This is a genomic window from Janibacter cremeus (assembly GCF_013409205.1).
Taxonomy (GTDB): domain Bacteria; phylum Actinomycetota; class Actinomycetes; order Actinomycetales; family Dermatophilaceae; genus Janibacter; species Janibacter cremeus.
In genome coordinates, this window is sequence record NZ_JACCAE010000001.1 from 305,285 (window position 1) to 319,433 (window position 14,149).

A 14,149-nucleotide genomic window follows, 5' to 3' on the forward strand; every position below is an offset into this window, starting at 1 on the left:
AGTGCTGCAGGGAGTCAATGTGGTGAGAATCGGCCCGAAGGCCGAGCCCACGAAGAGGTCGGGCTGCGTGGAGTGCGGACAGCGTCGATTCAGCCGCTACAACATCTGCGCCAGCTGTCTGAGGAAGCAAGGTGGCAGGGAGTGCGTGCGCTGCGGTCGTCTCTTCCGACCACCCCCGGGGTCGAAGAAGGCTCGTAAGTGCGGTACCTGTCATGGCAAGGTCGCATACACGACCACGACAATGGGCGCGCCATCCCTTGGGCATCGGACGTAACGACTGCCAACCACGGTCACCGCGATCCGAACGCGATCACGGTGTCGGTGGTGTCGGGGAAGATCTGAAGTCGACGCGACGGGGAAGGTCGCAGGGAGGGATGGACATATGTCGGGGTACACGGTCATCGACGTCGAGACCACGGGGCTGTCGCCGGAGCGGCATGACCGCATCGTGGAGATCGGGGTCGTCTACGTCTCCGACGAGGGCCACATCCAGGACAAGTGGTCAACGCTCGTCAATCCCGGCCGCGATGTGGGCCCCACTCGGATCCACGGGATCTCAGCGAGCGACGTGCTCGGCGCCCCTCGGTTCGAGGACCTGGCTCCCTACGTGCTCCGTGCCGTCGCCGGTCGCACGATCGTGGCGCACAACGCCCCCTTCGACCTGCGGTTTCTGACCCACGAGATGCGCCGCGCCGGCATCGACGGAGGAGACCGTCCCGCCGCGTTGTGCACGATGCAGTGGTCCACCGCCTATCTCGATGCGCCCAGCCGACGGCTCATCGACTGCTGTCACGCCTCGGGTATCCAGTTGGACCATGCCCACTCAGCATTGGCGGATGCGACAGCCACGGCGCAACTGCTCGGCCACTACCTGTCCCTGTCGGACCGTCAGCCACCGTGGGACGAGATCCTGCAATCGAGTCGAAGCCACCCTTGGCCCCCCTTCGACCGTCCGTATCCAAGGGTCGGGATGGTGTCCAGGAGCGCACCATCCGCCGTCGAGGAGGCATGGATGGGATCCGTGGTCTCCCAGATGCCGCGCGCCGCAGACGCCCGCACTGACAGCTACCTCGCCGTTCTCGAGACCGCGATGCTCGACGGGGTCCTGGACGAGGACGAGCAAGCCGCGCTGGTGAGCCTGGCCGTCGAGTCCGGACTCACCCGTCAGCACGTGCTGCGCATCCACCACCAGTACGTCCTGGACATGGCCAAGGTCGCCACCCACGACCACGTGGTGACAGCTGCCGAGCACGCTGAGTTGGTGCGTACCTCCCAGATCCTGGGCCTCGGTCCCGATGACCTCGAGCACGCCCTCGCGGTCGCGTGGCGTGAGGCAGAGGCCGGGCACTCCGCACCGCGGCGTGAATCAACTGCTGACATCACTCTCGAGACAGGCGACCGGGTGTCTTTCACTGGCGACATGGCGGTCGACCGGCCAGTGTGGGAAGCCCGCGCGCAAACTGCCGGGCTCACCACAGGTGGGGTGACCAAGAAGGCGAAGCTCCTCGTGGCGAGCGACCCGAACTCACTCAGCTCGAAGGCCAACAAGGCGAGGTCCTACGGGGTTCCGATCGTCTCCGAAGGCGCCTTCGACTCCCTGCTCACCGACTTCGAGCGGACTACGCTCACCCCGACCGTCTGATCCGAAGGACACACCTGCATGCAAGAGCACGACCCGCTCGTCGACAAGGCCACTCGCCTCTTCACCTTCCTTGCCAAGGCCCAGCGTCTCAAGGAGCGACCGGTACGGGACGTCGAGAAGTACAAGCGCGAAGGCGTGGTGCGCTGGTTCAGCGACCTCCCCGACAACCCGGCCATTCGATGGACCGACTCGGACACCGCCATCGACCAACCCCTCCTCGTCATCGATCGGTTGGACAAGATCGACCCGCCTGAGATGCCGGCATCCATGGGCATGTGGGTGTCCGGCGGCGGTTTGCGGTGCGATGACCGACCGAAGCTGCGTCCATACATCGTCACGGGGCAGCGCTGGGACGAGGAGACCGACTCGATGGTGGACGAGCAGGTCACCATCGAGGATCGCGCTGACGTGCAGAAGGCGTTCGACCGCTGGATCGCGCTGTGGGACATGTGGGCCGAGGACGAGAAGGCAGCGGTCCCCGTGCGTGAGGTGTACCGCGAGGTCTTCGGTGCGCATGTGGAGGCGTCGCAGAACGCTGAGGAGAGCGAGCTCGTGCTCGCGCTGGGGCTCTTGGCGTGGAACCCGCTCGATCACCAACCGGTGCGTCGACACCTCTTCACCCTCAAGGTCGACGTCCACGTCGACGCCCGTACCGGCCAGCTCGTCGTCGAAGCCGATCCGGAGGCCATCGGGCTCAAGGCCGAGCTGGACATGCTGGACCCGGCCGCCTTCCCCACTCGCGAGCTGCCGATCCTGACGGAGGAGCGGGCAGCGGCGTTCTCAGCGCACGGTCTCGACCGGGCTGCTCTGGAAGAGCTCGGTTCGAGGACCATCCACGAGCTCGATGCCGAGGGGCGCTACCTCGACGAAGGGGGGAGCCACTCCCCCAGCAATGTAGCCACGCTGGCGTGGTCTCCGGCGCTCATCCTGCGGCCACGCCCGAAGATCGGTCTTGCCCAGGCCTTCGAGAAGATCGCTGCAGACATTGCCGAGACCGGACGCGTCCCGGCCGGACTCCGTCCCCTACTCGACCCGAGTGAGGCGCCTCCGGCGCAGCCGGACCCGAGCTCCGGCGCATTGCTGGACGTCGGTGGGGACATCTTCTCGCCGCTGCCCCTCAACGCTGTGCAGCGACAGATCCTCGAGCGAGTCGACCGGAACGCCCAAACCCTGGTTCAAGGTCCTCCTGGCACCGGCAAGACCCACACTGCTGCGGCGCTGCTGTCGCACCTGCTGGCCCAGGGCAAGCGCGTACTGGTCACCGCTCACACGGACCGGGCGCTCTACGAAGTCCGCGGGAAGCTCCCGGAGCTGATCAAACCGCTGGCGGTCTCGGTCATCGGGGCCAGTCGCAGCGACATGGCAGAACTCCGAACGGCCGTCGACACGATCTCCCGCAACGCGACGGAGCACGACGTCGGCCAGACCGAGCAGATGGTCGAGCAGACCCTCGGTGATGTCCAGGACCTGCGCCGGGAGCGCCAGCGCCTCAACCAGCTCCTCCTCAATGCGCGTGAGCGCGAGACCACCGTGCTGTCCCACGCGGGGTACTCCGGCACATTGGCCGCGATCGCCCAGCAGTACGAAGCCGAGCGGGAGGCCTACAGCTGGGTTGGGACATTCACCCCCGCCTCGTCGACTCCAGTCCAGATCCTCTCCGACAGCGAGGCGCTCGAGTGGCTCGGCCTGCTGCAGGACGAGCGGTTGCAAGCCCACGGTGCGCAGGCACGCAAGCGCACGCTCGAGGTCAGTGCACTGCCATTACCCGAGGAGTACGCCGCGATGGCGGACACGTTGGCCAGCGCGGAGAACCACCAGCAGACATTCCATACGGTTGCGGACCACCCCGCCCGAAAGCCCCTGGCCGACCTGCACCCAGAGGACCGGCGCGCCTTCCGTGACCGACTGAACGCAGTGGTGGGCCTCGTCCAGGAGACATCCCAGCTCCGTGCTGCCTGGCTCGACGACGCCATCGCCGATGTGCGGATGGGGTTCACAGACGTCTGGGACGCCCGTTACCGCGACATCGTTGCCCAGTTGGAGTACCTCGACGTACGGACGAGTTTCCTGGGCTACGACACTCGCGTGGAGATGACCGGTGATCCCAACACGAACATGCAGCTGGCGCAGGCGCTTCGTCATCATGTCGCGTCCGGTTCCGAGATCAAGACCAACGTCGATGGCTCGGTCAAGACCGGCATGTTCACGCCTTCGATCGTGAAGCAGTGCAAGCCCTTCTTCGACGCCGTCAAGGTCAACGGCCGCGCCGCCACTACCACCGATCTCATCGATCGCTTCATGGCGCACCAGGAATCCCTGTGGACGCTCGAGCGCATGGACCGGGGCTGGCCCGCCGGAACGCACGTTCCTCCGGAGGACACGTTGAGCGAGCGGGCGGCGTGGCACCGCACGCAGGTACAGACGCTGGGGCGAGTCCTCGCAATGCGACAGAAGCTCAACGAGATCGACAGTTTCGTCCGGGACCACAACATGCCCGCCATCGACTGGACCGACCTCGACCACGTCGTCGAGTACGGCACCGTGGTGGGATCGCTGACCGCCGAGGAGGAGCACGGGCAGGCGAGCGCCCCCCTTCGCTTCATCTACGAGCAACTCGCGGCGCTCACCAAGTGGGATGACCACGCCGACTGGATCGTGCCCATGCAACAGGCGGTCGATGCCGGTGACCACCTCGCCTATGCCCGTGCTCACACGCGGGCGTTGGAGTTGGATGCAGTAGCGCGTGACTGCGACCGGACCGAAGAGCTGACGGCCCGGGTCGAGGAGGCAACGCCCCGCCTGGCGGAGGCCGTTACCGCTGATGTGCATGCACCCGAATGGCGCTCCCGCTTGGCGCGCCTCGAGGAGGCCGTTGCCTGGGCAGCGGCCGGCCACTGGATCCTCGAGCAGGAAGCCCTCGATGCCAACGCATTGCAGGACGAGATCGCGCAGGTCGAGGACCGCCTGCAAGGAGCCGCCGAGACGGTGGCCGCGATGCGCGCGTGGAACCATGCGGTCGGACCAGAGCGACTGAGCCTCGGCTCTCGTGCTGACCTGACGCAGTACTCGCAACTGGTCCGCAAGCTCGGCAAGGGAACAGGCAAGTACGCGGCACGACAACGCGCCGAGATCCGCGAATCGCTGGACCGGTGTCGACCGTCCGTCCCGGTGTGGATCATGCCGATCTACCGCATCGTCGAGCAGCTGCGTCTGAGCGAGAACATGTTCGACGTCATCCTGATCGATGAGGCGTCACAGGCCGGCCTGGAGGCGTCATTCCTCCAGTACCTCGCTCCGAAAATCGTCGTGATCGGTGACGACAAGCAGGTCTCCCCCACGGCGGTCGGCGTCGATCAGCAAGCCCTTCGGGACCTCGCTGATCAGTACCTCCACGACGACCGCTACAAAGCATCGTGGCTCGACCCGGCACGATCACTCTTCGACGAAGCGCTCATGCGGTACGGAGGTCAGCTCACGTTGACCGAGCACCGCCGTTGCGTCCCCGAGATCATCGGCTTCTCGAACCGCATCGCATACGAGCCCAACGGGATTCGCCTGGTCCCCGTCCGGCAGTTCGGCGCCGACCGACTCGAGCCGATCAAGATCACCCGCACCGCCGAGGCCTTCGAAGAGGGACCCAGCGGCAACAAGATCAACCGAGACGAGGCCCGGGCACTCGTTGACGCGCTCAAGGAGTGCCTGGAGGATCCGAGCTACGACGGGCGGACCTTTGGCGTCATCTCGTTGCTGGGAACAACCCAGGGCAAGCTCATCGAGTCCATGCTCCTCGAAGAGGTCGACGCCGACGAGTGGGAGCAGCGGCAGCTGCGCGTCGGCTCTCCCGCGGAGTTCCAGGGCTCAGAGCGCGACGTCATCTTCCTCAGCATGGTGTCCTCTGCCGAACCCGGCCGTCGCGTTGCCGCTCTGACGCGCGACATGTACATGCAGCGATACAACGTCGCCGTCAGCCGTGCCAAGGACCAGGTCTGGCTCTTCCACACGCTGGGGACCCGAGACCTGAGCAACGAGCAGGACATGCGATACCAGCTCCTCGACTACGCCTACGGCGTGAAACAGCGAGGGCGCGACCTGGATGTCGGTGAGTCCCCCGTCGTCCCTGAGGACGACCGGGTGGACGGTTTCGACTCGCTCTTCGAGCAGCGGGTGTACAACCGCGTCGTCGATCGTGGGTTCACCGTGATCCCGCAGTTCGAGGCACAGGGCTATCTCATCGACTTGGTCGTCGTTGGGGCGAATGGCCGTCTGGCCATCGAGTGCGATGGAGACCGTTGGCACGGGCCAGACGCCTACGAAGCCGACCTCAAGCGCCAACGTGACCTCGAGCGATGCGGCTGGACCTTCTTCAGGGTGCGGGAATCTGCCTTCTACGTCGACAAGGCTGCAGCCCTCGAGCCCTTGTGGCAGTTGCTCAACGAGCTGGAGATCCGGTCAGCCGATTTCCTCGACGACGCCGCCGACGCCTACGCGGGCGACGAAGGCGGCGCCGACGAGGTAACGAAATCTGCGATCGCCGAGGACGAGTTCACATCTGAAGTTGGCGTCGTCGTTCCTGCAGAGGGGATGGCAGTGGATCAGGCAACGTCGGAGTCTGACTTGTCAGCTGAGGATGACGTTCCCGAACCAGCGTCAGCAGACGACTCCTCCCACTGGACCTCGCAGATCCCTGAGCACAGCGACGACGATGACGCTCTTGGCTCCTCTTCGATCGGTGCGTCGGACTCGTGGGCCTCCGCCGCCTCGTGGCCCTTGACAGACCATGCGCCAGCTGCAGTCGGGTCCCCGCCGCCTCCGCCCGCGCCGGTCCCACAGACGATGACCGACACTCAGGCTGAGGTGATGGAAGCAGAAGGCGCCGCCCTACCCGAGGCAGGAGAAGCCTCGACGGTCGACGGTCGCCTACCGCACTACGACGTCTTCGCCGGGACGACAGTCCCGGTTGGCGACGCAACGACAGAGGAAATCATCGAAGGTATCGAGCAGATCGTCGCAGCGGAGGGCCCCATCACCGGTGAGCACCTCCAACGGTCTTACGTCGTGGCGTCCGGCGGGAAGCGCGTCGGCAAGCTGATCGCCAAGGAGCTCAACTCGGCGATCACCCGAGCCGAGCGGACCGGTCGCATCGTCTCTGACAACCCTCTCCAGCAGCCGGGGATCAAACCGAAGACCTTCCGGCTCTCGGATCAGCCTGCCGTGACGTTGCGGACCCTTGGGCCCCGCACACTCGACGAGGTGCCTCCAGCGGAAATCGCCGCCGCGATGCACATCGCCCAGAAAGACTTCGGTGCCATCAGCGACGAGGAGATCATGCGCCACACACTCTGGCTCTTCGGCCGGAAGTCACTGACCCAGGCCGTCCGCGATCAGATGGACCCTGTGCTCGCGTTAGTACGCCGTGAGGAGATCGGGGCTGCCAGTCACCTGTCCGAGATGGAAGAGAGCCGCTCATGACCGAAGTCACCTCAGATACGCAGACCGAGAGTGTCCGGCAAGAGATCCGTGCTTATCTCACGGAAGACGAGACGCGACTGGGAGACGTCTATAGGCTGCGGGAGGAGGGCCTGAGCGCTACCGAAATGGCTGAGAAGCTGGGGATCCCGAGCGTGGGTTTCACGTACACGTACGGCCAGCAGCTCGACGCTCTCATAGAAGGCTCCCTCCCGTGGAAGAGTGCCCACCTCGCCCGGCAGACCGCTGCTCGGGCACGTACCTTGATGAAGACGAAGCAGTGGTCACCAGCCGCCAGATCATGGCTGGAAGAACTGGAACTCCAGCTGGACGCGATCGGCTCGGACGAGGTGACTCGTGCACGCGAAGAAGATGCGGCGCGTGATCGAACCGAGCAGGTCGAGGACAGCGGCAAGCCCGGGATCTACGTGTACTCCCTGCCGCACTACCTGCGGAACCCGTACGACCCCGAGCGCGGGCACACGCTCTTGAAGGTCGGGCGATCCCAGGTGGACGTCTTCCAGAGGACGGCCCAACAGAGCCGAACGACTGCCCTTCCCGAGGACCCGCTCCTGCTTCGCGTCTACCCGACGAGCCCAGAGGATGCATCGGCGATCGAGCGCTACTTCCACACCTTCCTCGAGGACGCCGACCACCTCCGCAACCGCTCGTCGCGAGCCGGGCGAGAGTGGTTCCTCACCACGACGAAGTTCCTCGACCGGCTGGCCCTCGAGAAGGGTCTGACGATCGAGGTCGTCAACGAACTCGACCCGGCGACGGACTGAGGTCAACCATGCCCTCGACCATTGGATGGCTGGACACCACTGCCGACCAACAACGCATCGCTCGGGAGATGGTCTCGCTCTTCATGGTGAGCGAGTCCCGCGACGAGCTCGGGATCGGACAGATCCGAGACGTGATGAGCAACTGGATGTTTCCCGGAACCTCAGTGCTGCAGGCGCGCGCCAGGTACTTCGTCCTCGTCCCCTGGTGTCACCTCGTGGCGGAGCAGCGGGCACGAGGCCGGGGCCGAGACCTCGCGCAGCAGGTGCGCGAGGTCCAGCTGGAGATGATCGAGACGATGCGCCGTGACCACGAAGAGGCCGAAGGGTTGATCGGCAAGCAGGCCGGACGGTCGCTCAAGGGACTCCCTCGCGACCTCTTCTGGACCGGTCTGGTGACTTTCGACATCCGACGTTCCGAGAGCGATCTCCCCCGCGCGCAGGGCCATGCCGAGGGCGAGGTCACTGAGATGACCAGCCGACAGACCACGGCCTGGGACCCGGACCTACCGCCAGTCCCCACGGGGTTCCCGGACATTGTCCCTGGCGGCCTGGATATGTCGGCCAACGAGGCACAGTGGCTCTACGAGCGCATGCGGACGGATCGCGAGGACACCTACCTGGCCCACCTGCTCGCACTCGACCCTGAGCTCATCGCGCAGGCCGACGCCCCGTGGCAGGTCGCGACCGAGACGACCTTTGCCTCGGTGCAACACGCCCGGCAGTTCAGCCTCGTCATGGAGGGCGCCTCCCTGCTCTACAACCTCCTCGTCGCAGAACGTTACGAGGAACACGCGGACCTCAACCGCCTCGATGGTGGCGACCTTGGCGCCACTTATCGCGGCAAGCTCGCCCGCTGGGGCGAGCGGCTGACGAGCACCGCACCGCCCGGTTCGTGGGATCTCGACAACTTCATCACAGAGGTCAACGCCCGCAATCGTCGGATCAGCAATCGCACATGGGCCTTCGTCGTCGACTGGGTGACCCTCCTGCGGGACGAGGACCCGGTTACGGTCGCGGACTCCCCCGGGGGCCGCCGGCTCATCTCCTTGAGGGAGAGCCGCAAGGGCGCCAAGTCACGCCTCACGGACAACTCCAAGACCCTCGAGACGTGGAGCGGCAATTCCGGCAGCGGGGCGCTGACCTTCCGCTGGGACACGATCAAGACGCTGGTGCTGGACGTCAATCAGGGTCACGGGACGCAGGGGGTCGCCGATGCTGACGCCTGACGCCCGCACGGTCCTCCTGGACGATCTGCATGCGCCCTCCGGGTTCACGATCGACCATGCCGTCGCAACGACCTTCACGCTCGACCTCACCGCGGCGATGCTCCCTCCCTTCGCCATCGCCGATATCGGGATCACCGGGCGACGACCGGACCCGATCACCCTCCTGCAGGCCCTGCGACACGCCAGCGACAAGGTCGACATCTTCTGCCAAGCTGGATCGATCGGCGTCCCACGCAGCGCAGACCTCGTTGCCTTCCTCGAACCGATGGTCCACCAGGTCGTCCCGACGGGTGGCCTCTTTCACTCCAAGGTCTGGGTCATGCGCTTCGTCGCCGACAACGCCCCACCGAAGTACCGGCTGCTCGTCCTGAGCCGCAACCTGACCCACGACAACACGTGGGACATCGCCGTCCGACTGGACTCGGAGTCCACCGCTGACGAGCCACTCGACATCAACGATCCCCTCGTAGCCCTCCTGCGATGGCTGCCGGAGCACGCCCACCACATAGACCCCGATCGGGTGACACGAATTCGCACACTCACCGATGAGATCGCCCACGTGAGGTGGGAGCGGCCGGAGGACGTCGAGAGGCTGTCCTTCCACGTCATCGGCCTGCCCGGACACGACACCCTGTCGTTGCACGCCGGTCGTCACCTCGTCATCTCCCCCTTCGTCGAGGCCGACGGCCTGCGCAAGGTGACCCATGGCCACAACGAGCCGCCCACCCTCATCTCCCGGCAGGAAACCCTCGACGCCCTGCCGGCCGACGCTCTCAAGGGCGTCGAAACGTACACGCTGGCAGCGGATGTCGACGTACCGACAGCCGATGACACGGGCGAGGCTGAACCCGACATGCCGTTGCTCCACGGCCTCCACGCGAAGGTCTACGTGCTCGAGCCGACCGACAAATGGACCAAGGCCCGAGTGTTGCTCGGCTCAAGCAACACGACGACTCCTGGCCTGACCAGCAACGTCGAGTTCCTCGTCGAGGTGATCGGTCGGCGCGACAGACTCGGCATCGACCGCATCCTGCCTCCCGACGCTGAGAGCCGCGGTGGTTTGCGTCCGCTCATCGAGCCCTACGTTCGGCAGCCGCCGAATGACCACGATGAGGAACGGGTGCGGCGAGGCCTGCAGCGTTCACTACGGTCGATCGCGGCCATCGAGCATCTCGTCGAGATCGTTGTCGAGGAGATGGGGGGCGACGGACACACGTACCGCGCCACGATCTCGGCTGCTACTGATTACCCCACCACGGAAGCCTCGGCCTGCATCGCCCTGCTGACGCGTCGCGCCAGCTCCGCCGTGGTCACGGGGCGGCCCCATCACATCGTCCACCACTTGCCACCCGCGGACATCTCACCGTGCGTGATCGTCACGCTGACGGAGGGCGACATCACCGAGTCCACCGTCGTCTTGGGCCGACTGGTCGGTGCTCCTGAGGGGAGGCTCGATGCCGTCATCGCCCGACAGGTCAATGACCGCGACAAGTTCATGCGACTGCTCATGCTCATGTTGAGCCTCGGCAGTCCCTCCGAACTGGCGGCACTGCTGGCAGCCCATCGGGGTTCCGGCAGCGGCGGGGGCAGTCTAGACATCACTACCTCCGGTGTCCTCGAGCTCGTCCTGCGGGGGCTGAGCAGCGGTGGTGGCGGGATCGAGGACCTCGACCACCTGATCACCGAGGTCCTGGACGACGAGGTCCTGCCGGAAGGATTCCGCACGTTCTGGGGCGAGGTCTCACGGGCCCGCCGACTACTGGAGGTGGGTCGATGAGCGACGAGCGATTCTCCGCCGAACCGGTACTAGACGGACTCATGGGCTTTCAACGCGAGACCGTCGAGCACGTCTTCAGCGCGCTGCACGGCGAGGGGGGATCGGACCGGTTCCTGGTCGCCGACGAGACCGGCCTGGGCAAGAGCATTGTCGCGCGCGGCCTCGTCGCGAAGACCATCGAGCGGCTGCAGGACGACACCTCAGTGGACCGCATCGACATCGTCTATGTCTGTTCCAACATGGACCTCGCCCGACAGAACATCGGACGACTCAACGTGACGGGCGAGCAGGAGGTCGCCTTCAGCAGCCGCCTGACCCTGCTCGGGCAACACTCTGCACGGTTGAACCAGAGGGAGGGACGGCGGACCTTCCATGGCAAACCCGTCAACCTTGTGTCCTTCACGCCCTCGACGTCTTTCGACCCTGGGCACCAGACAGGGCAGGCACGAGAGCGTGCGCTGCTGGTCCTGGTCCTTGAGCAAGTACTTGGCATGACGGCCAAGGAGAGGCGTTGGACGACGAACCTGCTGCGGGCCTCGGTCTCGAGCGTCAAGTCGATGCGGCGCTACGTCACCGACATGGAAGCGGATCTTGAGCGCGGCATCGACGCGTCTGTCCTCCAGGAGTTCGCCCACGAGGCAAGTACTGCACCAAGCTCCGGGGCTGCATCGTTGGACGAGTTCCGGGCACTGCTCGATGAGGTGATGACTCACCGCGGCGTCACCCAGGTCCCACGCTCCAGAGCGCACAGGATCATCGGCGCGCTACGTCACGACCTTGCCAAAGCAGGCATCGCGACACTCGAGCCCGACCTCGTCATCCTCGACGAGTTCCAAAGATTCCGCCCGTTGCTCTCCCGGGACAACGACGCCGGTGCACTGGCCCACGACCTCTTCTCCTTCCCTTCGGCCAGAGTCGTCCTGCTCTCGGCCACCCCCTACAAACCCTTCACGTACGCGGAAGAAGCCGAGGACCACGCCTCTGACTTCCTGCGCACGATCCGCTTCCTGCACGAGGAGCCCAAGGAGTTGTCCCCCAGAACTGACCACGTCGCCGAGCTACTCGCGGACTACCGCCGGGATGTGACCAAGGGTCAGGATGCGACCGCAGCGGCCGCCGCGGCGAGTGAAGCGCTCCTGCGGGTCATGTGCCGCAATGAACGACCACTCATCGAGGAGCGGTCGATGCTCGACGTGCGTCTGCGGCCGGCGGACCGCATCACCGCCGACGACCTCGCCGGATACGTCCGGCTGAGGCAGTTGGCCGATGTCGTCGGCCCGGGAGCCGGCCTCGTCGGCATCGACTACTGGAAATCTGCGCCATACTTTCTCACATTCTGCGACGGGTATCGTCTGCGCGAACGGATCAAGGACAGCACCGCTCCGGAGCTGCCCAGGGCTCTGCGTGCCGCCCGGCACCTAACTCGGGCCGATATCGACGCACGTCGGCCGATCGACTTGGGTAACGCGCGGATCAGGCGCCTGGCGGACGAGCTCACCGACAGCGGATTGTGGCGCCTCCTCTGGATGCCCCCTTCGCTGCCGTACCTCACTCCGAGCGGCCCATACGCGGGGCTCGACGAAGCCGAGATCACCAAACGTCTGGTGTTCTCGGCGTGGACAGCAACGCCTGCGTCCGTGGCCAGCCTGCTCAGCTACGAGGTGGACCGCCTGATCCACGAGATGTCGGCCGGAGGCATGTCCGATCGAGGTCAGACACTCGTTTACCGAGGTATGTCGGAGACGGGTCGGCCACAATCGATGACGACGCTCATGACCTTCTGGCCGATGCCGGGACTGGCTCGGCTGACCGATCCCCGCGAGCACGCGCGCGACCACGGTGTGGGTGCTCTCGAGGTGTTTCTGGCGGACTCGATCCCACGCGTGCGCGCGGAGTTTGACGGTGGCGGCAGTGGTGGCACCGACACGGACCTCGAGGAAGCGCAGCGTACGTGGCATTCGGCCTTCGCTCATCACTCGTCATGGCCCCGGACACGTGAGGGGCAGGACGCCATGGTCCAAGCCATGGCACCCACCGCGAAGGCGACGGCCATCGACCACCAGCGTGAGCAGACCGAGGCCTCGCGGAACCTGAGCGAGCACGTGCGCTACGCATCCGAACTGGGCGCGAGCCCATCACTACGGGACGAGGACGTTCGAATCCTCGCAGAGGTCGGCGCCTTCTCCCCCGCCAATATCAGTTGGCGTGTGCTCCATCGACTCTTCGGCCAGTATGAGGGAGTGTCCACGGACGGTCTCATGGTCGCCGCAGCGGCCCTAGCGGGTGGCTTGCGCACTTTGTTCAACACACCGCACGCCACCGCGATCGTGCGTGCTGCAGGTGAAGGCGGCTACGAGCTTCCCCAGTGGCGTCGAATCCTCGACTACACGGCCAAAGGGAACCTGGAAGCCGCTCTCGAAGAATGGCTCTTCAACCGCCGCAACGAGGTCGCGCGCGAGTGGTCGGATGCGACACTGCTGACCTTCGCCAACGACGAGGCCGCCGCAATCGGCCTCCGCACGTCGACACTGACGGCCTTTGACGCCAGCGCCCACGGGTCCGACGATCCGACGATCCGCTTCCCGATGCGCTTTGCCGTCCGGTACGGCGCCAGGGACGCCCGTGGTGGAGACGACGCCCGCATGCCGGAGGTTCGCGCCTCTTTCAACAGCCCCTTCTGGCCCTTCCTCCTCGTCTCGACGTCGGTCGGGCAGGAGGGCATCGATTTCCACTGGTGGTGCCACGCGATCCTGCACTGGAACACACCTCCCAACCCGGTCGACTTCGAGCAGCGCGAAGGGAGAGTCGACCGGTTCCGCGGCCATGCGATCCGCAAGAACATCGCGGCCAAGCATGGTGACACCGCTCTGAGCAGCGACTGCCCGAGTCCGTGGCCGCACCTCTTCGAGCTGGCAACCGACCTACGCAACGAGCACGGCCACTTCACACCGGACTGGGTCTACCCCGGACCGGCGAAGATCCAACGGCACCTTGCGCCCTACGCCATGAGCCGGGACGAGGAGCAGTATCGGAAGGTGGAACGGGACGTGGCTCTCTATCGGCTGGCTCTGGGGCAGCCGCGCCAAGAGGACATGGTCAGCTTGGTGCGCAAACAGGTCGAAGCCGGCGCGAAGCCGGCACGAATCAATCTGATGCCGGGCCAATCGATCGACTGATTCTGGCTTTCTTCAACGACAACGGACCATTCTGGCTGAACGCAACCAAATGACTATCACCGCGTCATTCATGTACA

6 protein-coding genes are annotated in these 14,149 nt (G+C 65.5%); all 6 read left to right on the plus strand.

The features are described 5' to 3' along the window. Nucleotides 1-382 precede the first annotated feature (382 nt). The 6 genes from BJY20_RS01430 to BJY20_RS01455 are packed head-to-tail and all read left to right on the plus strand — an operon-like array spanning nt 383 to nt 14,072. Complete coding sequence (locus tag BJY20_RS01430; RefSeq protein ID WP_185989890.1) at nt 383-1,642, plus strand: exonuclease domain-containing protein; 1,260 nt, start codon at nt 383-385, stop codon at nt 1,640-1,642. An 18-nt stretch (nt 1,643-1,660) separates the two neighbouring features. Beyond that, on the plus strand, nt 1,661-7,111 hold the full coding sequence (locus BJY20_RS01435) for an AAA domain-containing protein (RefSeq protein WP_185989891.1): 5,451 nt from the start codon (nt 1,661-1,663) through the stop codon (nt 7,109-7,111). Further along, complete coding sequence (locus BJY20_RS01440) at nt 7,108-7,893, plus strand: GIY-YIG nuclease family protein (RefSeq protein ID WP_185989892.1); 786 nt, start codon at nt 7,108-7,110, stop codon at nt 7,891-7,893. The genes BJY20_RS01435 and BJY20_RS01440 overlap by 4 nt, the downstream gene beginning before the upstream one ends. Before the next feature lie 8 nt (nt 7,894-7,901). Continuing rightward, on the plus strand, nt 7,902-9,119 hold the full coding sequence (locus BJY20_RS01445; protein WP_185989893.1) for a DUF6361 family protein: 1,218 nt from the start codon (nt 7,902-7,904) through the stop codon (nt 9,117-9,119). Beyond that, nucleotides 9,106-10,896 (plus strand): phospholipase D family protein, encoded by a 1,791-nt coding sequence (locus BJY20_RS01450; RefSeq protein ID WP_185989894.1) that lies wholly within the window; start codon nt 9,106-9,108, stop codon nt 10,894-10,896. The genes BJY20_RS01445 and BJY20_RS01450 overlap by 14 nt, the downstream gene beginning before the upstream one ends. Then, nucleotides 10,893-14,072: a helicase gene (locus tag BJY20_RS01455; RefSeq protein ID WP_185989895.1), complete on the plus strand. Its 3,180-nt coding sequence runs from the start codon at nt 10,893-10,895 to the stop codon at nt 14,070-14,072. The genes BJY20_RS01450 and BJY20_RS01455 overlap by 4 nt, the downstream gene beginning before the upstream one ends. Nucleotides 14,073-14,149: the final 77 nt, after the last annotated feature.